Source organism: Synergistaceae bacterium (assembly GCA_017443945.1).
Lineage (GTDB): Bacteria > Synergistota > Synergistia > Synergistales > Aminobacteriaceae > JAFUXM01.
On the sequence record JAFSXS010000086.1, the window covers coordinates 1 to 22,422 of the forward strand.

The window sequence follows — 22,422 nt, forward strand, 5'->3', positions numbered from 1 at the left end:
CACCCACCCTGCGGCGGCTTTGCACATCATCACGTTATCGCCAAATTAAATTTCCGCACAAAATATATAAATACCTGATAGAATTTAATCACACTAAATAATTTATCAAACAGGGAGGTTTTATTTTATGAAGCGTTACCGTTTTATTGCAACATTATTCGTACTCGCAGCATTATTAATTTCTCCTGCACTCGCATTCGAGGAAATCGACCACACCACAAGCAGGGACGACTCAACACCTACAACCGCTAATCCTCCGGTCGTTACGCAGAGAGAAAAAGGTTTAGTCGACTGGACAAATAATTATGTCGAGGCCACCGGAATGGCAGTCGCTCCAACAGGCACACGAGGCGCACAAGCAAAGGCTCTCGCACGAAGAGGCGCAATGTTGGATCTACAAAGAAATTTACTTGAGTTCTTAGTCGGTGTACAAATTGACGCAGAAACCCGCATGGAAAATTTTATGGCAGAAGACAGAGTCAGATCCGAACTTCACGGAATTATCCGCAACGTTGAAGCAATCAGCGGCGAATGGGACGGAGAGTCTTACGTTCTCAAAGGAAGAATCAAACTCGGACAAATCAGACACATAATCGCACCGAGCTTACCTCCCGCACCCGCCGTCTATCCTGAAGTAGGAGCTACTCCCGATGTTAATATTTATGTTGAACCAGAACCGGAACCAGCTCCAGCACCTACAAGACCCGCACCCAGAGCACCCCGCAAACCTTCAACACCGAGAAGAGGCGGAAGATATACAGGACTCGTTATTGATGTTCGCCATTTGCCGTATGTACCGGCTATGACATTTCAGGTTTACGACGCAAGCGGCCGGGCAGTCTATGGAATGAATTTTGTAAACCGTTCGAGTTATTTATCGTCGGGCATATGCTCGTATTTCTCGAATATTAACGCGGCAAAAGGTGAAATCTTAGTAGCAAGCAATCCAATCGTAACTAAAGCTATAAGACTCGGCAAAACTAATGTCGATATTTTCATCTCTAACGCAGCAGCCGCACAAATCCGCAGCAGTTCTTATGATTTCCGCAAAGAGTGCAAAGTTATAATTGTCAGCAGGTAATTTATCATGAAACGCGCATTATCACTCTTTCTGTTAGCAATAATTCTCACTGCGTCAGGAGTCGGCACAGCTCCACGAGGCGTTACACCTGCAAGAGCTCGTGCAATGGCCCGGCGCGGTGCAATTCTTGATTTGCAGAAAAATTTATTACGGCAATACCGCAAAGTCAGAAAAGGTTCTATACACGGCATAATGAAACACGTAGAAATAACTGACGGCGAGTGGGACGGAAAAACTTACACCGTTAAAGGCCGGCTCAGGTTAAAGAAGTGAGGCAGATAGAATCATGAAAAAATTTTTTGCGTTCTTAATTGCGAGTCTTGTATTAATTGCGTGTGCTGTTCCTGCATTTGCAAAAGTTACAGCTAAAGACGGTTATTACATCGTTGATGATGCAGAAGGTTACGCCCCCGTCAGAAACGGCCAGAAAAAAGCTGCACGAGACGAAGCTATGAGAATGGCCTATCGTGATGCACTGGAAAAAGCTATCGGAGCATGTGTTACCGGCGTTACTGAAATGGAAAATTTTGCAGTTACACGTGATAAAGTGTTCTCGAAAGCATCAGGACTCGTGAAAAATTTTAAGGTAATCAGCGAAAAAGTTGACAAAGACGGCGTTCTAAACATTATCGGTACTTGCAGAGTCGAAGAGAAAGCACTTGACGGCGTTCTTGGCCCGGACGTTATTGCAATGCTCGGCAACCCTAGAATAATGATTCTTGTAGATGAGAAAATCGAGGGCAGCACACCATTTATTTCGACGACTGAAGGCGAATTATTACGAGTATTTGAACGCGCCGGATATTTGCTCGTTGATCCTGAACAGGCCAAGACTCTTTTACACTTGGATCCCGCACAGGCATTTGACGACCCTTTGAGACTCACGGAGGCAGCAAAGACTCTCAGAGCTGATATTATAATCGTTGCTAGAGCGTCGGCAGAGAGATTCGCGGATCAAAGGATTCACGGAATAAGATTATTCGGTGTGGGCGGAAAAGTTCAGATTAAAGCAGTATTAACGCAGACAGCATATCAGGTAAGCTCTAAAAATGTCTCAGCAACAACAGGAAAGAAACCCGCTCAAACAGTCGCAGGAGGTGCAGAAAGGTGCTTCAAGCAGGCGGCTTCAATTGCAGCAGATCAGCTCGTTTATAAAATCGCTTACAACATGGCTTCGGCTGGCTCATCACTCGGCGGAATCACAGTAAATATCAAAATTGCCGGTGCTGCCTTCAAGGACGTTGAAGAGATAGAGGAAAAATTACGCGAACTGGCCGGCAAATCTGGTGAAGTCTTCGAGCGTTCTTATAATGATAATTTGCTTGAGGTCGATATTGTCTCGCAGAATACAGCTAGAAAAGTTGCATCGTTCTTGTCTAATATGGGAGTCGAAATTGAATCACTCACACAACAGACTATTAACGGGCGAGTCAAGAAATCTCTCGAACGTCAAAGCAAACCCGAACCCGCACCAATCAGCGAAAAATTTATAAAAGTTGTAATCTCTGACGTTGACTCATTCTCTGACGCAGGCAAAATTGAAGATTTCTTAAAGGATTTCGGCGAGATCGAGACGGGCTATAAGTCGAAAAAATTGACTCTCACGATAAAAACAAGCTCGTCAACAGCTAGAGAAATTGCAGCTAAACTATCAGATAACGGCGTTGAAATCGAAGCCCTAAGCAATGACTCAATTGAAGGGAGATTAACGCAATGAAAAAATTTGTTGTCGCGATAATTCTTGTGTTGTGTCTCGCTAATTTCGCAAGTGCAGCAGGACTCAAGGGTAAACTTGATAATCACGTTTCAGGCCCGCGCTATGATTATTCTAACGGAGGAGCAACAGACAACGGACGCAGCGTTTTACCTAAAAGGGGCGATATTGCAGTAGTCGTTACAGGTGATGACCCCCAGCACGTCAAGACAGCAGAAGCAATTATTGTCGAAATGTTACGCAGCAACGGTTATAGAGTCGTCGATGAAGCAAAAATGAGACGAATCAGACAGGCAGCAGCACGAGCACAGGCCGCACGCTATGCACTTGAGGGAAACGTTGACGCAATTATGAGAATCAACGCAAATTACAGCGCAGCAGCAACAGTCGTAGCACGAGTCAGAGCAGGTTATCCCGTTGTGAATGAATTTAATCTTTACACCGGCACAGCATCAGTGGCAATAATGGCCGTAACTTCACGAGGCACTAAATTAGGCGGAAAAACTTCAATGGGAAAGCAGATCGGCTACACTGATGATGAAGCGTCATATAAAGCTATCTCGGCAGCAGTCGAAGCTGGTATGAGTCAAATGTTTTAGCAAGGAGGAAAAATTATAATCATGAGAAAAATTTTACTCGCACTCGTAATATTATGCGTGTCAGTCAGCGCAGCAAGTTCCGAAGAAGTTTATCGAGTCGGAGTCATGAGATTTCTTAACAAAGCTCCGGGCATGAGTTACGGTCAGGCAGAAATAATCACAGACATTTTTACGCGCATGATCTCTAACTCTCGAAAAATTGCAGTAATCGAACGCGAAAGACTCGAAACAATTGGCCGTGAACATAGGCTCTCAATGTCGGGGCTTGTAGATTCAAATATGGCCGTTCAGGTCGGAAGGCTCGCAGGCTGTCAATATATGATTCTCGGTTCAGTTACACAATTTGAGTCAAAGCATTCATCAACAGGTTTCGGAAATTTATTCCACGAGACGACTTACACCGCAGAAGTTACTATTGATATGAGAATTATAAATGTTACAACGGGTGAAGTAGTTCTCTCAATGGCCGAGACAGGCACAGCAAACGATAAATCAACAAGCGTTTCATTTCAGGGCATAACAACAAATGAAGGCACAGGAATAAGCGCAATAGAATCAAAAGCAGTTGAGGACGCTGTTACAAAATTAGGCGTTAGAGTCCGTGAAACCGTCGCAGATGAATATATGCAGGTCTTAGCAGCTGGAGGCCGAGACGTTACATTAAGTGTGGGGGCAACTTCAGGCGGGAGAAAAGGCGCACTTTACCGCGTTTATTCTGAAGGCGACTCAGTTCTTGATATGGACGGAAATGTTATCGGACGTAAGACTCAAACAATTGCAGTTGTGCAGATTATTGACGTTCAAACAAGTTTCAGCATGGCAAGAGGCGTTAAAGAAGGTGGCGACACTTCATTAATTCGCAGGGGTGATAAGATTGCTCCCATTTCAGCGAGTGAGGCAAGAGAATTAGCAAAACGTAAAGAATTTCCAAGATCGAGGCCGAGAGCTGCATTAGGATCTGACATTGAAGGACTTGACGCAGCTTTGAGAACGAGTCCGAGTCCTGCTGATGATTACACACCGGCACCAGCACCAAAGCCGGCACCAGTCAACACAGCAAATTTCGAGAATAAATCAACGGATCCCGCAAAAGTTATCGCAAGTTACGGACTTCCAAGCGGCCAAGCAAACACGTTAAGAGTCGCACACATCAACGCACGCAGACTCAGGGGTGCAAATGCTTATAGAAAATATGTCGAGCTAGCAAACTCTAACTCAAGTGATTATCTTGCAGCATATAAGGCCGGTGAAACAGCTTTCTCGATGGGAAAGAGACCGGAGGCGCGTCAATGGTTCGAGACAGCATTAAGAATCAATCCCAACTATGAGCCCGCAAAGAATGCATTAAACCGCATGGACGCAACTAACAGGCCGAGAAATTCTCGACGCAGAAAATAATTCATCCATAATAACAAAAGAGGCCGGCCCGCAATGAGTCAGCCTCTAAATTTTTATGTAAATCGCTGTTACTTCACAAATTTAATTCTATTTTGGGACTCTCTGTAACGTTCAGGGACGACTCCTAAATGCTTAAAATAGTGCGCTAATACGTCAGTGTCTACTATGAAATCACGCTCTACTAATCTTGCGCCTTTGAATGCGTGTCCGTCCCCGCCTCCGCGAATGACAAAATCTGTTCCGACGACTATATATTTTTTCTGCGGATCTATGGGTTTTCCGTTTACAAGTACATCACTGACTCTGCGTTCGCCCTCAATGCCTATAAATCTTTTGTGCTCGTCAACTTTTACAGGACTCGGAATTTTCCCGTTGACTGTGTAAGTCATTCCCGCAACATGAAGAAAACCGCCGCTTCTGTAGGGATAAAGTCTCGCGCCGTGTTCTAACTCGTCAAGAATCGTCTGCCCGGAAATTTCATATAATCCGAAAGTATTTCCGAAGGGCTGTACTGATAACGCCTCATTATATGTAACCTCGCCGGCTTTAACATTTGTACGCATTCCGCCTGCGTTGATTAGTGCAATATCAGCGCGCCCCGTTTTTGTCTCAGTTGCTGCGAAAAGTGCCCCGTCTGTTACGAGATTACATAAATTTGTCTCGCCGTTCCTGATGAGCCATTCGCCTTTATCGTCCATTGCTAACAAATCAAAGCTGACATAAGCTAAATGAGATTTTAACGTGTCTTCATAGCGCATTTTAATGCTTTCAACAAATTTTTCAGTGTCCGGGTCTTTGCCGTCAAGTAATCCCGTCGTGATAGTGCCGTCAGTGTGAATTACAACTTGGCCGATATATGCTAATTTTGTGCCTGACTGAGTGATATTTATCTCGCGTCCGTCAAGATTCTTAATTTTCAGGGCGGGCGTTACTTCGTGTGAATGTCCGTCAATAAATGCATCAATCCCGCGTGTATTTGCAACAACAAAAGGCGCGCTCCACTCTGTCGGCACGTCTTCATACTCGCCCAAATGCCCGACTGCTATAACAAAATCTGCTCCGGCTGCTCTTGCGTCATCGGCTGCTTTCTGAATCGAGGCACATAATTTTTTGCCGTTGTCAGCACCGTCGAAATCGTAAATATATTTTCCGTTCTCGTCCATGAAGGTCATCGGCGTTGATTTAACAAGGGTTTCGGGCGTGCAGATTCCGACATAAGCTACTTTCACATTTCCATACTGCAAAATTTTGTACGGCTGAAAAAATAATTTTCCCGTTGAAATCTCCCTGAAGTTACACGAAATATAACCGCACTTGAGATTTTTTGCGAAATTCATAAACTGTCCCCAGCCGTAATCAAATTCATGATTTCCGGGAACTGCAATATCATAGCTCAAGAAATTCATTATCTCGATTATATAACGCCCGTGAGAAATTGCGCCTATCGTAGCACCCTGCACAGCGTCGCCGGCATCAACAAGCGTTACATATGGGTGCAAAGACTTCATTTGCTTGACGTAATAAGCGAGTCCGGCGTAACCGATATGATCTTCGATTCCGCAGTGTACATCGTTCGTGTAGATAATAAATATATCTTTGTCAGGGTTTGCAGCATATGCAGGAACGCACAAAGCCGCGAGAATTAACACAAACGCTAAAATTTTACGCATAAAAATTTACTTCCTTCCTAAAATTATATCAATGTGATTCGAATCGCCCTCGTACCTGTAATTTATCTCGTCGGCGATCCGCTTTAACATTGCAATCCCTAAATGTATATTATCTGAGTCGCTGTCCTCGTCAATGTCGAACGGGTTAAACTTTTTCGCGTTGTTGGCCGTTAAATTTATGACAGTCGACGAGTCAGCCTCAGAATATGATACGCTGATGATAATATCAGGATTTGATTTATTCTCATAGCAGCCCGCAATAACTTCGTACAAAAGCTCCTCACAACATAATTGCAGTCTGTATGAAAGTTTTGAGTCGATTCCGTATTTTTCCGCGAAATTGTGAATGCCTCCATGAAGTGCTAACAAGTCAAATTCAGGCGTATTAATCTCGTACGTGAAATATTTTAACTTGCGGATAAATGCAATAGTCTTCTCACCTTTGGGCGAGTCAAAAATTTCTGCGGGCGTTCCCTGCTCGTAAATGCCTCCGTCAGCGAAAAATAAAACTCTGTCAGCAACTTCACGCGCAAAATTCATCTCGTGAGTTACAATTAACATCGTCATATTATGTTTCGTCAACATTCTAATCATCGCAAGAACTTCACCAACCATAGTGGGATCTAATGCGCTTGTAGGTTCGTCAAATAATAAAACTTTCGGCTTCATCATCAGTGAACGGCAAATTGCGATTCTCTGCTGCTGTCCTCCTGATAATTTAGCGGGCATTGAGTGAGCCTTTGACGTGAGACCGACTTTAGACAGCCAGTCCATAGCTTGTGATTCGGCCTCTTTGCGCGGAACATTCAATAATTTTACGGGAGCAAGACACAAATTATCAAGCACGTTCATATGTGAGAACAAATAAAATTTCTGGTAGACCATGCCCATTTTACGGCGTATTTGATTCACATTTGCATTCTTGGCCGTTATCTCGCTGCCGTCAATGAAAACTTGTCCGCTGTCAGGAACTTCGAGAAGCTCAAGAGAACGAAGAAAAACGCTTTTCCCGCAGCCTGAACCGCCTATTATCGCAATTTTTTCGCCCTCGTTGATCTCTACACTTAAATTGTTTAGGACTTGACGACTCCCGAATGACTTACACAAATTTTTTACTTCAATTAAGCTCATTCTGCCGCCGCCTCCTTGCGTGAATTAATATAATCCGAAAGCGCAAATAACCCGTGTACTATGTAAGCAAGAGCAAGATAAATCAACATTCCGATTATAATCGTAATCATAGGCTGCATTGTTCTTGACGCAATATTGTTTATTACGCGCGTTAAATCAGTAATCGAGACATAACCGACAACACTTGTCCATTGAATCAAATTTATAACTGTTGACTGATAAACGGGCTTTGCAATAGTAATTATCTGCGGTAGAGTAACGAGCCTGAACGACTGCCACGCTGAGAAACCCAGAGTCCTAGCTGCCTCGACTTGGCCGTAATCAGTTGCATTAATCGACGCACGCAATAATTCAGCAACATGGGCGGCAACATTCAGCGAAAAAGTTACGATTGCTATAGTGTTTGCTTCAAGTGAACTGCGCGCAAATATCCCGTAATACATCAGCATTAACAGCATTAAGACAGGAGATCCGCGCAAAATTACTATATAAACCGTCGCACAAAAACTCAAAATTTTTATCTTGGACATTCTCAGCAGACACACAAACGCGCCTAATAATGTCCCCCATAACAGCGAAAATAAAGAAATCTCAACTGTTGCGCCAAGACCCTTAAGAATCGTCCAGTATGAACCGCCTTGAATCAATATTCTATAAAGTATTTCACTTAGAGTCATGATTTAATTCGAACCTTCCATAGCAGCTAATTTCAAATGATAAATCGTATCAAACTGGTAATAAGGATCCGACACAATTACGCCCTCTGGTATATCAGGCTGAGTCTTTAGTCCGCGATAAATTTCGAACCAGAACACTAAATCAGCACGTCCGGACGCAAGCGCAGAAGCTCTAGCAGGTGACTCAATGCTCAAGATTTCAACGTTAAATTTTAGTCTCTTGGCAATTTCCGCGAGTAAAGCAATGTTAAAACCGTCGGGCTTTCCGTCTGGAGCAGCAAAATCTATCGGGGGCAAATCTCCCGTTATAGCAGCTTTTATCGTTCTTGCTCCGTCAAATTTCGTGAAGTGAATCGGCGCAGGAGTCTCCATCATTGAGTCACGCGGCGTTATGTATTGTGCCTGAAGAGTTATTAATGTTCCGTCGCGCTTAAGTTCTGCAAGAGCCTTGTTAAATTCGTCCCTGAGTGCTTGATTATCGGACTTGAATCCAAACGCAAAGGCCATCGGATTATCTTTCATTATTACGGTGCAGTTAATTAAATAATTCGGATCAGCAGTCATTAAATATTCTGCTACGACTTCAGGCAAAGCGATCTCGTCAATTTTTCTAACCTGTAGAGCTAACTGCATTGCATTAATCGAGTCAAAATATTCAAATTCGGGCCTGCTCAAGTTTTCCAGCGAATAATATTGATAGCGGACACTTGACGCAAAATCAGAGGCATTCATGCAAAGTTTTGCTAACATTCCGACACGATGACCCGCCGCAAATGACGAACCCGCAAATAAAGCAATTAATAATAAAGCAGCAAAAAATTTTTTCATGATATTACATCACTCCTATTTTAATTTTATGTGATAAAGCCTGTCCAAGTGCAAATAAGGATCAGATACAATTATTCCTTCGGGTATATCAGGCTGATTGTCTAGTTCGCGATAAAATTCAAGCCAGAATACTACATCAGCACGACCTGACGCAAGAGCAGCAGCCCTAGCACTAGAGTCTATATTTATGATCTCGACGTTACATTTTAACCTGCGTGAAATTTCTGCAATTAAAGCTACATTATATCCTTCGGGCGTTCCGTCGGGTGCAACGTAATCGAGCGGGGGCAAGTCTCCAGTTACAGCAATTTTTATTGTCTTGGCACCGTCAAATTTTGTGAATTTCACAGGGGCGGGCGGATTAACTAATGATTTGTCAAATTCCGAGTATTGAGCCTTAATAAGTGCGAGAGTCCCGTCATTCTTCATTTCAGCAAGTGCCTTGTTTACTTCATCGCGCAGATTTGCATTATCAGCGTTAAACCCGAACACTAACGACGGAAAATTTTTTCCCAGAAGTATTATGCAATTAATCATATAGTCAGGGTTAATATCGAGCATATAATTAACAACAGGTTCAGACAATAAAATTTCGTCAATCTCTCCGGCCTTCAAAGCTAACTGCATTGCACTAATTGACGGATAATATTTTATTTCCGGTCTGCTCATAGCTGTACGTGTAAATATTTGAGAGTCAGCAATTTTTGCTAGTTCTTCAGCGTCCGCATTGAGCTTTACGATTATTCCGACTCGATGACCCGCCGCAAATGACGAACTTGCAAATAAAGCTATTAACAACAGGGCAGTAAAAATTTTCCGCATAATAAATTAATCCTCGTCTAATCTGACATGTAAAAATGTATCCCAATCAAAATATGAATCAGATAAAATTATTCCGTCGGGTATATCGTATTGAGCCTGAACGCTTCTATCGACTTCAAACCAGAAAACTACTTCAACACGTCCCGAAACAAGAGCCGCTGCCCTTGCCCCTGAGCTGAACTGTACCGGCAAAATATTCACTCGTAAACGTCTGCCGATTTCTGCGAGCACTGCCTCATTAAAGCCTGCCGGGTGTCCGTTTGCGTCAATGTAATCAACTGGGGGCAAATCTCCTGTTACTGCGACTCTTATTAACGGCGCTCCGGGAAAATGCTCGAACTTTACCGCAAATTTTTCGCGCTCCTTCTTTGAGTTATTGCCGTAAAGATAATTATATTGCGGGTCATAGGCGTTGAAATCTTTTATGTACTTCTGCACGAGATTCATTAATACCCAGTCGGCCCTCATTGAACGTAAAGCAGCATTCCATTTATTAGCGAGCTCTTGATTATCCTTCATGAACCCAAAGCATAGACTCATTGTCCCCGACTTTGAGACGCACGAGACAGTATATTTTTTGTTCGTCTTGATTAAGTATTCCGCTACAAAATCAGGCAAAATCATTTCTTCAATGTCATTGCGGTCTACTGCTAATTGCATTTCAGAGAGAGAGTCATAAAATTTTGCTGTACTTAATGCGTGATCACCGCCGAGAATCGCCCAGCCTCTAGTTGTCCATGACTCTTTTACGATTTTGTAGAACTCGTCGGGATTAGTCTTTAAGCGCGTCAAGAATCCAACTTCTAAATTTTCAGAGTCAGCAGCCCATACAGGACAGGCCGCTAACACAATCAAGCATAACACAAAAAATTTCTTCATAAAATTAATGTCTCCTGTACATGTTCAAGAAATCACGACGATAATTCCAGCTTGAAGAATTTACTTTTTCGGGGATCTTCTTAATGTGTATAAATTTGTTCCAGACATAATAAGGCTCGGACAAAATTACGCCGTCGGGAGTATCTGTCTTATCTCTGCCGGCCGTATCAATCTCGTACCAGAAAACAACATCAGCACGCCCTGACGATAAAGCAGCACTTCTCGCACCCGAATCAATATTTACAAGTTCAATATTTTTCTTCAGCAATGCCGCAATTTCCGACAATACAGCCGTATTAAATCCCGCTGGAGTCCCGTCTGCCGCAATAAAATCTATCGGGGGCATGTCTCCTGTTACAGCAATTTTTATCGTCTCTGCGTTGTCGAAATGCTGAAATTTTACCGGCTCAGGGTCTGACGTTGAATTTGTTATGTAAAGTCCTTCAATCGCTGATAATGTCCAGTCATCGCGGAGAGTCTGAAGAGCTTTATTAAATTCGTCGCGCAACTTTTTATTTTCTGCAAGGAAACCAAAAGCGAGTCCCCTTCCCGGTGCAGGCAATGCAAGAGCTGACTCAAAATTTTTGTTGCGATTCAGGAAATAACCGGCGATAGATTCGGGTAAAATCATTTGATCGATTTCGCCTTTGTCTAGTGCCATCTGCATAGCTGTTAAAGTGTCATAAAATTTTGTGATGACGTTCAATATTTCGTTATGGGGCGCAAAAGTTTTTCTCCAAATATTTGCGTATTCAGACTCGGTGCTGTTCATTTTCGCGAGCAGACCAAGTTTTATTACGCGCATTTCAAGAGCTGAAGCACTCCCCGCCGTTAAAGCAAGGAGCAGAAACAAACATAAAAATTTTTTCATGAGTATATCTCCTTATTTCTTAATTTCCAGTGCTGCACGTGAGTCCAGCAAATAAGGCTCAGAAATCACCGCACCCGTTAACTTGTCAAGCGGATAGGGCATTATCTCGCCTTTATCGTTATAAATCGAGCAAATCCAGAACAATAAATCAACTTTTCCCGACATTAAAGCACTTTCGCGCGCTCCTGTGTCAATATTTACAAGCTCAAAATTTTTGTTGATTCTCTTGCTCAAATCTGCGAGAAAAGCTGTGTTAAATCCTGCCGGCGTTCCATCAGCTAATATACAGTCCATCGGGGGCAAGTCTCCTGTTATAGCGATCTTGAGTGATTCTGCACCGTCAATAACAGGAATTATAACCGGTTCAGGGTCATTATTGCCGAGTTCGAGAATATATTTTTGCTGTAATTTCGTGAGAGTCCCGTCGGCCTTCATGTCAGAAATTGCGCGGTTGACTGCTGTTAATATTTCCCGTTTCGGTTCGAGTGCTGCAAGAGAGTAGCCCATTACTTTATTATGATGATGATCGATATAATTTAATTTGCTATTACGTGCAGCAATATATTTTGCAACTATTGAAGGCAGAGCGAATCTGTCAATTTTCCCCGCGTTCAGTGCCATTAGCATAGACGTTAAATTATCGTAGAAAACTATAATATTTTCATTCTTGAAGCCTGCTTGTTTGCCCTCAAGAACTGCTATTTTTTCCGTCCATGTAAGAACGTCCGACTCACTAAGGCCAATGCACGTAAGAGCCCCTATTCTCGCCGGAGCAGAAAAACTTACTCCCTCACAAAATATCACAAGCAAGACAGCTAATAAAATTTTACGCATAATTTATTTCTTCACTTCCAATGCTGCACGTGAGTCCAGCAAATAAGGCTCTGAGACTGCTACACCAGTGAAATTATCAAGAGGATAGGGCATTCTGTCGCCCTTCTCATTATAGACCGAACGAGACCAGAATAACATATCAACACGACCCGATGATAAAGCAGTTTCGCGCGCTCCTGTGTCAATATTTACAAGCTCAAAATTTTTCTTGATTCGTTTGCTCAATTCCGCGAGAAAAGCTGTGTTAAATCCTGCCGGCGTTCCATCAGATAAAATGCAGTCCATCGGGGGAATATCTCCTGTTACTGCGATTTTGAACGTGCTTTCACGATAAATAACGGGCATTGTAACAGGTTCAGGATCATTATTGCCGAGCTCAAGAATATATTTGCGCATTAATTTAGCAAGAGTCCCGTCTGCCTTCATGTCAAAAATTGCAAGGTTGATTCCCATTAACATATTACGCTTTGACTCCGGCACTGCAATAGAATAACCGATTACAGCGTTATTGTGATAATCTACGTAATTCAAATTTTCATTTCTGGCTGCGATGTAACGTGCACACATTGACGTTAAAGAAATTTTGTCAACCTTTCCTGCGTTGAGTGCCATTAAGAGACTCGTTAAATTCTCGTAGAAAGCTATACTATTTTCTTTGTCAACGGCTTCCGGCTGACCCTCAAGAGGCGCAATTTTCGACATCCATTCGATTACGCCATTCTCATCAAGTCCGACGGGTGAAAGCATACCGGTTTTTATCGGCGCAGAAAAACTCATTCCCGCACAACAAATTACAAGCAGAGAAGCTAATAAAATTTTACGCATGATTTATTTATTCCTCCCTATAATTAAATCAGTGTCCCAAGTGTAATAAGGCTCGGACAAAATTACTCCGTCAATAGAGTCCTTCATGTTTACGTTTTTACCCTTCAAGCCCTTAACGTTATTAGTGTTAAAGCCTTCAGTGTTCCTATACCAGAAAACGACATCAGCACGTTCTGACGATAAAGCCGCAGACCTTCCGCCAGCATCTACACTAATGAGCCTGATATTTTTCTTGAGTCTCTTGCCTATTTCGCTTAAAATCGCAGTGTTGTAGCCCGTCGGAGTCCCGTTCGCTGAAATAAAATCTATCGGCGGCAAATCTCCCGTTACTGCAACTTTTATAACGGCTGCTCCCTTGAAATTTTCAAATTTTACCGGCTGAGGCTCGCTGTTTCCCAAATCTGTAATATATTTGCTCTCGATACGCTTTAATGTTCCGTCCTTCTTCATTGCGTTAATAGCGGTGTTAAATTCTTTCTGTAATTTCGTGTTCCCGCGCTTGAATCCAAATGAAATAGTTGACGGCATCATGTTTAACGAGAAATAAATATCATAATTTGAATTATTGTTCACGAGATAAAGTGCTACGGCCTCAGGTAATGAAATCTCGTCAATTCTTCCCGCACGTAAAGCCATTTCCATAGCCATTAACGAGTCAAAAAATTTGATTACCCTGCGCGTTTTGACAAGCGAAGCAAGAAAACCTTCTAAACGGTCATAGTTTGCCCACTCGCCTTTTTCGTCATCAGTCGGGATTAATGGAGCTACAGCCTTTCTCAAGTCGTCAAGACTCTCTTGAAATTCCTGCTCTGTAGTGCCCAAATAAGTTAATACACCTGCATTGACAGAATTTTTTTCCGCCGCAAAAACTGACTGACCCACCAGCAATAATAATATTACTGCACAAATAAATTTTTTCATGATAAAGCGTGTTAGACCTCCTTAAAATTTTGCATGAGATAAAATGTTCATGTAACTTGTAAATTTAGGAAATAGATTTTGTCTCGCACTTGTTACGAATTTATTTATCTGAACCGGCGTAAAATTTCCCATACCAGGCAGAAGCGCAGAATCTAATAACGCAGCAATCTTTATAATATATTCACGTTCTATTATGTCATTCAAGTCAAAGTATGCGCGAATCATTAAGTCATAGAAAATTTTTGCCCTGTTTGGCTCGAATCCCGTTAAAGATTTTGCAAATATATCTGACTCTAATACGTGAATCATATAAATTTCTGCGAGATCAAAAATTGGATTCCCGACACTTGAACCCGACATATTAAGCAAAATTATCTCGTCGTCCTGAACAAATACATTTCCAGCATGATAACTGCCGTAAACGAACGTATTTTTTTCCGGGACTGCATTTATTAAATTTGCAAGCTGTTCGATTTCATTCTTAGTGTAATGACTGGCCGCGTGCTTGAGATATTCAAGAACTAAACTTTTTGTCTTGGGAAAAATTCCCTCTTCAGGTACGCACGAATGAATTTGCTTGAGTGCTGTTCCCATATTGACGGCGTATTGATTTAGATTCCAGTCCTGAAAATTTACTAGTGATGCAACTGTGCGGGCGTTCGGCATCTCGTAAACAAGTCCGTATCTGTCATTATAATGCACTATATAATATGATATAAGCGTAGGGATTCCGCAAAGGAGTGCTGCTTTGGTCAATTTCATCTCGTTTTCCACGTCAGCAAGATTTTTCCCAGCCGGATATAATTTCATAAGCTCATCAGAATTAACCCTGAAAATTTCTGTTCCGTCAGACTTGCCGATTAATTGACCGTTAATTTGTGAAAGCTCCTTAACTTCAGACACTTTTATATTATCTTCAGCTACTGATACATCAAAAATTTGCGAGAAACCTGTTACTTCGAGAATCTCATAAATTTTCGGTGATACATTAGTTAATACCACCTGAGAGTTACATTTTTTATGGATGGCCAGCATTGCACGAAGTCCCGCGCTGGAAATATAATCAAGACCCCTGCAGTCGATAATTACAGTAGAGTCATTCTTATCGCCTACATGAGACATTATGACGTTCAAGAAATTTTGTGAGCTGGCCGCGTCGAGTCTGCCCGAAATAGAAAATTTTAATGCACCCGCTTTTGATGTATTAATTGAAAATTTTTCCATTATGCAAGCCTCTTTGTTATCGTAAAAATATTTCTGTCGTCCTTGCGTTCATAATTAAGAGAGTCCATACTTTTTTTGACGAGATAAATACCAAGCCCGCCGATTTTGCGTTCTTCAGCAGGTAAAGTAACATCGGGATCAGGTTTCGCTAACGGGTCAAAGTATACGCCCTCATCAATAAAAACTATCTTGGCCGATTCAGAATTTATGTCAGTCAGGATAATTGCATATTCCGAACCTGAATAATGAGCGATATTCACAAAAATTTCTTCAATAGCAACATCGAGCTGCATTTGTATTTTCGGGCTGCAGCCGTTTTCTTCCAAGTCGGCATCAATGAACGCAAGAACATCATCAAGTTTATTTACGTCTGCTGAAACTTTAAGTTCTTTCACGTCTGATCACCTCCGAAATATCGCAGACATAACATAGTAATATCATCAAATTGCGGGGCTTCTCCTGTGAAGTCGTCAACAGATTTCTTCATGTGAGTCAAAATCTCGTTTGCGTTGAAATTTTTTGTCTCGTTGAGGGCTGCTAACATTCTATCAGTGCCGTATAACTCTTCATGAATATTTGTTGCTTCTGCTACTCCGTCAGTGTAGATATAAAGATTTTCGCCGGGGTGTAAATCAAATTCGTACTGCCTGAACTTGATTCCTTCCATAGTTGCGACTGCTGGACTCTGTTTTGTCTTGACGAGCTCATAATCTGCACCGTTTTTATTTACTGCCGGATATTCATGGCCTGCGTTGGAAGCGATAATTTTTCCCGTTGATATTTCGAGAATGCCAAGCCAGACGGTTACAAATAAATCTGCCTCGTTGCCCTCGCATAACTGATTATTTACGTCGCTTAATATTTCTGAAGGACTGCCGCCCATTTTTGCACGATCCTTTATTAAAGTTTTAGCGATTACCATAAATAAAGCTGCGGGGACTCCTTTGCCTGATACATCAGCCATGACTAAAGCAATATGATTATTATCTATCATGAAGAAGTCGTAAAAATCGCCGCCGACCTCTTTTGCTGGTTTCATTGCTGCGTAGAGTTCAAATTCTTTGCGTTCGGGAAAATCTTTCGGGAGCATGTCAGCCTGAATCTGTGTAGCGACGTTTAACTCGGCTTTAATCTGCTCTTTCTCTTGAGTCACGCGCGTTAAATTCTCGACGTAGCTAATTATGTCCTTCTCCATTACGTCAATAGTGCGTGCAAGCTGGCCGATCTCGTTTCTTGTCTTGATTTCAGCGTGTAAAGTCTCTTCAGGGAGCGTATTTTTTCGTGCAAAACGTGTAGCTTCCTTTGCAATTTTCTGAATCGGTGCTAACAAGTTGCGATTTAAATACAGCCCGTAAATAATTAACACAACGAGCAATAAAATTACTGCTGCCCTTAGAGTCCCGTATAAATATGCAAATCGAGCGGAGTCTAAATCTTCCATGCGCCTTTCAACGCCTATAACGCCTATAATATCGCCGAAACCTTCACGAATGCTGTAAATCGGGACGAAAACTGTTACATGATTCCCGGACTGATATTCATTTTCCGGCCTGTAGCTCGCAAATTCTGCCCTGTTTGAGCGTTTATCATAAATTTCACTGAAAGCCTTTAAATATACGGGGTCCGTCTGCGTGAATGAATGTCCCGGAGAATATGCGCCTATTCTCGTAAATTTCGGGTTTGCTACGTTCACTAAAAATGTTACTTCCTCGTGTTTGTCGCCTGATGCCTTGAATAAATATATGTATGTAGCGTCTTGAGTCGTCGCGAGTCTGTTCCATTCAAGTTTTAAGCGGTTAAATTGCCTCTGCCAGTTAGTTGAAGTGTAATTTGTGCTGCTGACAAATGCTTTATTGAGTAATGAACTTGCAGTCCGTGCAGTGTTATAAGCTGAATTTGCGTATTGACTTTGAATCGCGCCGGTAAATTCATAATAGCCTATAACACTTACAGTTAGAGTCAATGCAGCAAGAACAATGACAACTCCCGCGAGAATCTCAAATGCTATATTGTGCCTGAGTCTAATTTTCATTTTGCACGTCTCATCCTCTGAATCTTCACTATAACACCGCCCATTAACAGCGCGTAAATAAAGCCTGCTAGACTCTTGAAGAACGCTTCAGCAGTAAACGGTACATACCAAAATTCCCAGCTTTTTATGGGAGCCTGTATCATGTCAGCAAATAAAGTCGCAAAAATTCTGTGAGTGAACATAAATACTAACGAATTACGCCCTATGAACACAAAAAATTCTTCAGGAATGCTGAATTTATTTATCAGTCTGCACAAAACTATATAAGCATAGCCGCCGATAAATATTTGAATGAAGAAAATAAAGACTCCGAAATTTCCCGCGTTATCGTTTGCTATGGAGTTCGAGAATACCCAGAAACTTCCGAATTTGTAAAATATCATGATGTGAACAATTAAAGCAATTACCGCAATAATATATTGATGAATGCCGGTAAAAATTTTATTCACTAAGTCATGACTCGATAGAAACGAACCGCACAATGCAGCAGCACAATAAACAGGAACAAGAGTCAAGCTCCACGAAAATTTTGCATTATAAGGGTGAAGAATCGTACTGATAATCACAAGCAATGCACAGACAATAAATAAATTTAATGCCCGCTTATTTGTGAAATCTACTAGAACATAGAACAAAGGTGCAGCAAGAATCATCGTCCATATAAACCATACTGTCGAGATCATGTCGTAAATAATGCCGTCGATTCTTACATCAGGAGAGATAAACACTCTATAAAATTCCGGCCTTAAGTAAGTTAATACAATATCGCGCGCAAATTCTTTGACCGTAACCCCGTGAAACATCATGCAGTAAATGCCCCATGAAAGCAGCAAAATTACAGTGTACTTCAACGAAGGAATTAATAAATGCTCGATCCTGTGAACAATGCCGGCTATTAACGGGCGTTTATTAGGCTTATACAGATAACCCGATATAACAAAGAAAAACGGCAGAATAAACCAGATTCCTCCGAGTATCAGCATATCCGCAAAGCTCATTTCAGGTCTATATATAATATGATAAATACAGACGATGATTATTCCCAGACCCCTGGCTATGTCAAGAGTCGTGTTTCTGCTAGACATTTATTTATGCAATATTGAGCAGCTCATCAAAGCCGGTTACTTCGAAAATTTCTTTGATTTCCTGATTGACGTTAGTTACAGTCATTTTGCCCTGCTTGTTCATGACCTTCTGCGCCTTGAGGAGAACGCGCAAACCTGCCGACGAAATATAAACAAGTTTCGACATGTCCATTGTAAGCGATTTCACGCCGTTAAGACATGAATTAATTTCTGCTTCGAGCTGAGGTGCTGTTGTTGTGTCGAGTCTTCCGTCGATTGAAATAGTAAGTTCGTCGCCTTTTGCATCTTTGTTGATTAACATAATTTTTTGACCTCCTAAAATTTTTTGCTGATTACTAATTTTACACTATTGCGCGTGATTCCGACTTGAACATCATCGGCGATATTCGCAATAATTGATTTCTCAAGTTCGTCTGCTGCCTCGTCAAGCTCTGAGTCTTGATTTTTTTCGCGTGCTGCTTCGAGTTCGTCTTTATATTTCTGCATTGACCACGCATAAACAGCTTCTGACATTCCAGCGTCTAACATTCCTAGTGCGCCATAATTGAAATTTCCTGCGCCTGTTTCGTTTTGCAGCTTGAAACTTTCTTCGAGTCCATAAATGCCGGCTTCAAAGATTCCGCGAATTTTTTCCATTATGCCGACGGGAGCTGTATTTTCTCCGGTGCTTGAGAGTTCTAAAATATTTCTGCGGTTCTCGTAGTTAATATCTGAAGATTTGCCCTCAAGAAATAATTTGCAGGTTTTGTCTTCCTGTTCGAGCCATAAATCAGCCTCAAAATCTTTCGTTACAGCTTTTATCATGCTTACTGCTTCTTCAGCCAAAAGCCGTAATTTCATAGAATTTTTGCTATTTAGTCCGATTGTGGCGGAGAAATTTTCTGCGAGCTTCAAGACTCCCTGTAATCCCTCGCCGTTATTAGAGACTTTAACTTTATCGGTCTGTAGATTCAAAATTTATTACCCTCCCGATTAAATATTACTTGACAATAATATCACGTTCATAAAATTTCATGCTATAATGCTTGCAAAACTCTTCACGAGCAAATAAATTTTTCATGACTCAAAGAATATAATTTTACAACTACATTTACAACTACAAAAATGTTAAAATTTTTCAGCACTCATAATTGTTCACGAACAAAAAATTTTTCGTAACACATTAAAATTTTCGTATACATAAACTTTTATTGATTCTCAGCCGGATAGATTTTCATTTGCGACTATAAAACGTTAAAATTTTTCCAGAACTCGTAATTAATCGCATATTAAAATTTTCTCGCGTCAATAAACTTTTATTGATTCTCAGACCGGATAGATTTTCATTTGCGACTATAAAACGTTTAAAATTTTTCCAGAACTCGTAATTAATCGCACATTAAAATTTTCTCGCGTCAATAAACTTTTATTGATTCTCAGACCGGATAGATTTTCATTTGCGACTATAAAACGTTAAAATTTTTCCAGAACTCATAATTAATCGCACATTAAAATTTTCTTGCGTCCATAAACTTTATTGCTAAAATCCCAACACATTTTAATTTTCGTGCTATTATTCCAGCTCAATGCATTATAATTGACAAAAAGCGCAAAGAGGCAAAAATTTTTCGCTATATTATAATTTTGCAGGAGGACTACATGAATACAATTTTTTTGACAGGACGAATCGACTCAAACAATGCCGGCGAATGGGAGAAAAAAATTATTGGCGATAATTTAATATTTGACGCGTCAGAACTTGAATATATTTCCAGCGCAGGACTTAGAGTCTTAATGAAGGCACGCAGGAAGTCAGGCCGAAAAATTAACATAATCAACGTATCACGCGAAGTCTATGACATTTTCGAGACTACCGGCTTCACAGAGTTATTCAACGTTAAGAAGGCTTTGCGCAAAATTTCCGTCGAAGGCTGCGAGGAAATCGGCTCCGGTTCTTACGGGCGAGTCTACAGAATCGACTCCGAAACTATCGCGAAAATTTATAATCCCGGCATAAATTTAGATTTTGTACAGCGCGAACGAGACACAGCACAAAAAGTTTTCTTGCTTGGAGTCCCAACAGCTATATCTTATGACGTGATTCAATGCGGCGATTCTTACGGCACATTATATGAATTGCTAAATGCTAAGACAGTTGCACAAATAATTTCAGAAAATCGCGAAAGAATACCAGAAATGGGCAAAAAATGCGCTCAATTGCTCAAACAGTTACATAATATAAAAGTTGAACAGGACTCAAACCTTCCAAGCCGTAAAGTTAAACTCTCGAACTTAATCAAGAGTCTTGCAGCTTACCTAAAGCCCGAAGAGTCAAATAAAATTTTAGCATTCATTGACACAGTACCAGACCGAAAAACTTTTTTGCACGGCGATTTTAACGCGAAAAATATCATGGTCGGCGATAACGGCGAATTTCAATTAATAGACTTAGGCGACGCAGCTTACGGCCACCCGCTTTGGGATATTGCCGGGATGATTATTCCTTATGTACATTTCGTGAAGACTGCCCCGTTAAGTGTTCAGGAAAAATCAAAAATGTTAGCTTTCAACTGTGAGGACGCGCCTATTTTCTGGAGTGAATTTTGCAAAGAGTATTTCACCTTCAAGACTCAGCAGGAAATAGAGACCTTCACGGAAAAATTTATGATTTATTCATATTTGATTCATGTAGTATTCTCTATAAATTATGCGGGCGATAACAAAGAACTCAAGCAGCGGGCAATAAATTCAACAGTTCGAGGCGAGTTACTCCCGGCAATCGAGAAAATAAAAGATTTCAGCTTCATAAATGAATATTTCGAGTCATAGCAATAATTTCATGACATCAACAAAAAATTTATTCTCGTCAGGGAATCTCGTCGCAACCCGTAAAAATTGGCCGTCCAGACTCGCAAAATTTCTCGTGTGCCTTGCTGTAATGCCGTTTTTGAGCAAGAGTCTTAGTGCCTCTATGTCATCATTGACTCGAATCAAGAAATAATGAACGTCAGAGTCAATTACTTCAAAGCCTGCAAGACGCAAATTTTTCATAAATTCCGGAGTAGCTGCCCTGTAAAAATTTAGTGTGCGTTCATAAAAATTTTTGTCATTCAAGAAATAAAGCGCGAGTTCTTGTGCAAATGCGTTGACGTTCCATGACGGGAGAAAATTTTTGAGCCGCTTAATAATTGACTCATTTGCGATAATATAGCCTATTCTTGCACCGCTTAAGTGAAAAATTTTAGTGAGTGAGCGCAATATAATCACGTTCTCAAAATCGCAGAGTCTTTCGCGCCTTCTGTCATCAAGCACAAAATCAATATAAGCCTCGTCGATTATGAAAATTTTGCCGGGATAAAAATTTATTATTTCAGCGAAATTATTTATATATTTTCCGGTCGGGTTATTGGGATTTACGAGAATTATATTATCGAAATTATTTATATTATCCAGCGAAAAAATTTCATGAGCATTAACGAACGCACGCATATATTCATAATAACATGGCTGAAAAATTGCAGTGGTGCCCGTCAAAACTCGTTCAAGCAAAAAAATAGCCTCATTGACTCCGTTTGTGAATAAAATTTTTGCAGGATTTATATTTTCTTGTAAGGCTATAATATTCCGCAGTTTTTCGCATTCTGGATCGGGATAACGCGACGCAAGAGTCTCAATGTCAATTTTTATATTTTCCGGCCAAGCTATTATATTAGTGTTAGTGCTGAAGTCTATAATTTTCTCCGGCATTACTATATTTAACGCGCGATATAAATTTTCAGGGTTTGCCCCGTGAAGAGTTAATAAATTATTCATGAACGAAATATTATCACGTTTTTATAACTATGGAGAACA

General features: G+C 41.1%; 23 protein-coding genes. 6 read left to right on the forward strand and 17 right to left on the reverse strand.

All coding sequences use genetic code 11. The annotated features are described in order from the left end of the window. The first annotated feature begins 127 nt into the window (after nucleotides 1-127). The 5 genes from IJT21_08695 to IJT21_08715 are packed head-to-tail and all read left to right on the forward strand — an operon-like array spanning nucleotide 128 to nucleotide 4,792. Entirely contained in the window at nucleotides 128-1,081 is a 954-nt protein-coding gene (locus IJT21_08695) for a hypothetical protein (GenBank protein MBQ7578328.1), read from the forward strand. A gap of 6 nt (nucleotides 1,082-1,087) precedes the next feature. Further along, a complete protein-coding gene (locus tag IJT21_08700) occupies nucleotides 1,088-1,354 on the forward strand; it encodes a hypothetical protein (protein MBQ7578329.1) in 267 nt (88 codons plus the stop codon). Between the two features lie 13 nt (nucleotides 1,355-1,367). After that, nucleotides 1,368-2,798: a hypothetical protein gene (locus IJT21_08705; protein MBQ7578330.1), complete on the forward strand. Its 1,431-nt coding sequence runs from the start codon at nucleotides 1,368-1,370 to the stop codon at nucleotides 2,796-2,798. Continuing rightward, a complete protein-coding gene (locus tag IJT21_08710; protein ID MBQ7578331.1) occupies nucleotides 2,795-3,394 on the forward strand; it encodes a hypothetical protein in 600 nt (199 codons plus the stop codon). Before IJT21_08705 ends, IJT21_08710 begins: the two co-directional genes overlap by 4 nt. Nucleotides 3,395-3,415: 21 nt before the next feature. Beyond that, the gene (locus IJT21_08715; protein ID MBQ7578332.1) at nucleotides 3,416-4,792 is read left to right on the forward strand and encodes a hypothetical protein; all 1,377 of its coding nucleotides are present in this window, start codon (nucleotides 3,416-3,418) and stop codon (nucleotides 4,790-4,792) included. A 68-nt stretch (nucleotides 4,793-4,860) separates the two neighbouring features. On the opposite strand, the gene IJT21_08720 is transcribed toward IJT21_08715, so the two are convergent. From IJT21_08720 to IJT21_08795, 16 genes are read right to left on the reverse strand one after another with little or no spacing between them, the layout of a single operon-like run. Then, the gene (locus IJT21_08720; GenBank protein ID MBQ7578333.1) at nucleotides 4,861-6,462 is read right to left on the reverse strand and encodes a 5'-nucleotidase C-terminal domain-containing protein; all 1,602 of its coding nucleotides are present in this window, start codon (nucleotides 6,460-6,462) and stop codon (nucleotides 4,861-4,863) included. A gap of 6 nt (nucleotides 6,463-6,468) precedes the next feature. Beyond that, the gene (locus IJT21_08725) at nucleotides 6,469-7,593 is read right to left on the reverse strand and encodes an ATP-binding cassette domain-containing protein (protein ID MBQ7578334.1); all 1,125 of its coding nucleotides are present in this window, start codon (nucleotides 7,591-7,593) and stop codon (nucleotides 6,469-6,471) included. Further along, the gene (locus tag IJT21_08730; protein MBQ7578335.1) at nucleotides 7,590-8,270 is read right to left on the reverse strand and encodes an amino acid ABC transporter permease; all 681 of its coding nucleotides are present in this window, start codon (nucleotides 8,268-8,270) and stop codon (nucleotides 7,590-7,592) included. Before IJT21_08730 ends, IJT21_08725 begins: the two co-directional genes overlap by 4 nt. Before the next feature lie 3 nt (nucleotides 8,271-8,273). After that, nucleotides 8,274-9,098 (reverse strand): transporter substrate-binding domain-containing protein, encoded by an 825-nt coding sequence (locus IJT21_08735; GenBank protein MBQ7578336.1) that lies wholly within the window; start codon nucleotides 9,096-9,098, stop codon nucleotides 8,274-8,276. Nucleotides 9,099-9,113: 15 nt separating this feature from the next. Beyond that, nucleotides 9,114-9,920 (reverse strand): transporter substrate-binding domain-containing protein, encoded by an 807-nt coding sequence (locus IJT21_08740; protein ID MBQ7578337.1) that lies wholly within the window; start codon nucleotides 9,918-9,920, stop codon nucleotides 9,114-9,116. Between the two features lie 6 nt (nucleotides 9,921-9,926). Beyond that, nucleotides 9,927-10,799 carry a transporter substrate-binding domain-containing protein gene (locus IJT21_08745; protein MBQ7578338.1) on the reverse strand — a complete coding sequence of 291 codons (873 nt, stop codon included), beginning with the start codon at nucleotides 10,797-10,799 and terminating at the stop codon, nucleotides 9,927-9,929. 4 nt (nucleotides 10,800-10,803) lie between these two features. Then, nucleotides 10,804-11,670, reverse strand: coding sequence for a transporter substrate-binding domain-containing protein (locus IJT21_08750; GenBank protein ID MBQ7578339.1), 867 nt, complete (start codon nucleotides 11,668-11,670; stop codon nucleotides 10,804-10,806). Between the two features lie 12 nt (nucleotides 11,671-11,682). Continuing rightward, a complete protein-coding gene (locus tag IJT21_08755) occupies nucleotides 11,683-12,504 on the reverse strand; it encodes a transporter substrate-binding domain-containing protein (GenBank protein ID MBQ7578340.1) in 822 nt (273 codons plus the stop codon). A 3-nt stretch (nucleotides 12,505-12,507) separates the two neighbouring features. Next, a complete protein-coding gene (locus IJT21_08760; GenBank protein MBQ7578341.1) occupies nucleotides 12,508-13,329 on the reverse strand; it encodes a transporter substrate-binding domain-containing protein in 822 nt (273 codons plus the stop codon). A gap of 3 nt (nucleotides 13,330-13,332) precedes the next feature. Then, nucleotides 13,333-14,250 (reverse strand): transporter substrate-binding domain-containing protein, encoded by a 918-nt coding sequence (locus IJT21_08765; protein ID MBQ7578342.1) that lies wholly within the window; start codon nucleotides 14,248-14,250, stop codon nucleotides 13,333-13,335. A 21-nt stretch (nucleotides 14,251-14,271) separates the two neighbouring features. Then, nucleotides 14,272-15,474: an STAS domain-containing protein gene (locus IJT21_08770; GenBank protein ID MBQ7578343.1), complete on the reverse strand. Its 1,203-nt coding sequence runs from the start codon at nucleotides 15,472-15,474 to the stop codon at nucleotides 14,272-14,274. After that, nucleotides 15,474-15,869, reverse strand: a complete 396-nt coding sequence (locus IJT21_08775) for an ATP-binding protein (protein ID MBQ7578344.1) — start codon at nucleotides 15,867-15,869, stop codon at nucleotides 15,474-15,476. Before IJT21_08775 ends, IJT21_08770 begins: the two co-directional genes overlap by 1 nt. Continuing rightward, nucleotides 15,866-17,506: a SpoIIE family protein phosphatase gene (locus tag IJT21_08780; GenBank protein MBQ7578345.1), complete on the reverse strand. Its 1,641-nt coding sequence runs from the start codon at nucleotides 17,504-17,506 to the stop codon at nucleotides 15,866-15,868. Before IJT21_08780 ends, IJT21_08775 begins: the two co-directional genes overlap by 4 nt. Next, a complete protein-coding gene (locus IJT21_08785; protein ID MBQ7578346.1) occupies nucleotides 17,503-18,591 on the reverse strand; it encodes an acyltransferase family protein in 1,089 nt (362 codons plus the stop codon). Before IJT21_08785 ends, IJT21_08780 begins: the two co-directional genes overlap by 4 nt. Before the next feature lie 4 nt (nucleotides 18,592-18,595). Next, entirely contained in the window at nucleotides 18,596-18,892 is a 297-nt protein-coding gene (locus IJT21_08790; GenBank protein ID MBQ7578347.1) for an STAS domain-containing protein, read from the reverse strand. Between the two features lie 14 nt (nucleotides 18,893-18,906). Beyond that, nucleotides 18,907-19,545, reverse strand: coding sequence for a hypothetical protein (locus IJT21_08795; GenBank protein MBQ7578348.1), 639 nt, complete (start codon nucleotides 19,543-19,545; stop codon nucleotides 18,907-18,909). Nucleotides 19,546-20,229: 684 nt separating this feature from the next. Here IJT21_08795 and IJT21_08800 point away from each other — a divergent pair. Next, nucleotides 20,230-21,399, forward strand: a complete 1,170-nt coding sequence (locus tag IJT21_08800) for a phosphotransferase (GenBank protein ID MBQ7578349.1) — start codon at nucleotides 20,230-20,232, stop codon at nucleotides 21,397-21,399. On the opposite strand, the gene IJT21_08805 is transcribed toward IJT21_08800, so the two are convergent. Then, nucleotides 21,394-22,383 (reverse strand): aminotransferase class I/II-fold pyridoxal phosphate-dependent enzyme, encoded by a 990-nt coding sequence (locus IJT21_08805; protein MBQ7578350.1) that lies wholly within the window; start codon nucleotides 22,381-22,383, stop codon nucleotides 21,394-21,396. The genes IJT21_08800 and IJT21_08805 overlap by 6 nt on opposite strands. Nucleotides 22,384-22,422: the final 39 nt, after the last annotated feature.

Excerpts from the sequence above, each read along its gene's own strand:
- IJT21_08695 (MBQ7578328.1), top strand. The coding sequence starts at position 128 with ATGAAGCGTTACCGTTTTATTGCAACATTATTCGTACTCGCAGCATTA.
- IJT21_08700 (MBQ7578329.1), top strand. The coding sequence starts at position 1,088 with ATGAAACGCGCATTATCACTCTTTCTGTTAGCAATAATTCTCACTGCG.
- IJT21_08705 (MBQ7578330.1), top strand. The coding sequence starts at position 1,368 with ATGAAAAAATTTTTTGCGTTCTTAATTGCGAGTCTTGTATTAATTGCG.
- IJT21_08710 (MBQ7578331.1), top strand. The coding sequence starts at position 2,795 with ATGAAAAAATTTGTTGTCGCGATAATTCTTGTGTTGTGTCTCGCTAAT.
- IJT21_08715 (MBQ7578332.1), top strand. The coding sequence starts at position 3,416 with ATGAGAAAAATTTTACTCGCACTCGTAATATTATGCGTGTCAGTCAGC.
- IJT21_08720 (MBQ7578333.1), bottom strand. The coding sequence starts at position 6,462 with ATGCGTAAAATTTTAGCGTTTGTGTTAATTCTCGCGGCTTTGTGCGTT.
- IJT21_08725 (MBQ7578334.1), bottom strand. The coding sequence starts at position 7,593 with ATGAGCTTAATTGAAGTAAAAAATTTGTGTAAGTCATTCGGGAGTCGT.
- IJT21_08730 (MBQ7578335.1), bottom strand. The coding sequence starts at position 8,270 with ATGACTCTAAGTGAAATACTTTATAGAATATTGATTCAAGGCGGTTCA.
- IJT21_08735 (MBQ7578336.1), bottom strand. The coding sequence starts at position 9,098 with ATGAAAAAATTTTTTGCTGCTTTATTATTAATTGCTTTATTTGCGGGT.
- IJT21_08740 (MBQ7578337.1), bottom strand. The coding sequence starts at position 9,920 with ATGCGGAAAATTTTTACTGCCCTGTTGTTAATAGCTTTATTTGCAAGT.
- IJT21_08745 (MBQ7578338.1), bottom strand. The coding sequence starts at position 10,799 with ATGAAGAAATTTTTTGTGTTATGCTTGATTGTGTTAGCGGCCTGTCCT.
- IJT21_08750 (MBQ7578339.1), bottom strand. The coding sequence starts at position 11,670 with ATGAAAAAATTTTTATGTTTGTTTCTGCTCCTTGCTTTAACGGCGGGG.
- IJT21_08755 (MBQ7578340.1), bottom strand. The coding sequence starts at position 12,504 with ATGCGTAAAATTTTATTAGCTGTCTTGCTTGTGATATTTTGTGAGGGA.
- IJT21_08760 (MBQ7578341.1), bottom strand. The coding sequence starts at position 13,329 with ATGCGTAAAATTTTATTAGCTTCTCTGCTTGTAATTTGTTGTGCGGGA.
- IJT21_08765 (MBQ7578342.1), bottom strand. The coding sequence starts at position 14,250 with ATGAAAAAATTTATTTGTGCAGTAATATTATTATTGCTGGTGGGTCAG.
- IJT21_08770 (MBQ7578343.1), bottom strand. The coding sequence starts at position 15,474 with ATGGAAAAATTTTCAATTAATACATCAAAAGCGGGTGCATTAAAATTT.
- IJT21_08780 (MBQ7578345.1), bottom strand. The coding sequence starts at position 17,506 with ATGAAAATTAGACTCAGGCACAATATAGCATTTGAGATTCTCGCGGGA.
- IJT21_08785 (MBQ7578346.1), bottom strand. The coding sequence starts at position 18,591 with ATGTCTAGCAGAAACACGACTCTTGACATAGCCAGGGGTCTGGGAATA.
- IJT21_08790 (MBQ7578347.1), bottom strand. The coding sequence starts at position 18,892 with ATGTTAATCAACAAAGATGCAAAAGGCGACGAACTTACTATTTCAATC.
- IJT21_08800 (MBQ7578349.1), top strand. The coding sequence starts at position 20,230 with ATGAATACAATTTTTTTGACAGGACGAATCGACTCAAACAATGCCGGC.
- IJT21_08805 (MBQ7578350.1), bottom strand. The coding sequence starts at position 22,383 with ATGAATAATTTATTAACTCTTCACGGGGCAAACCCTGAAAATTTATAT.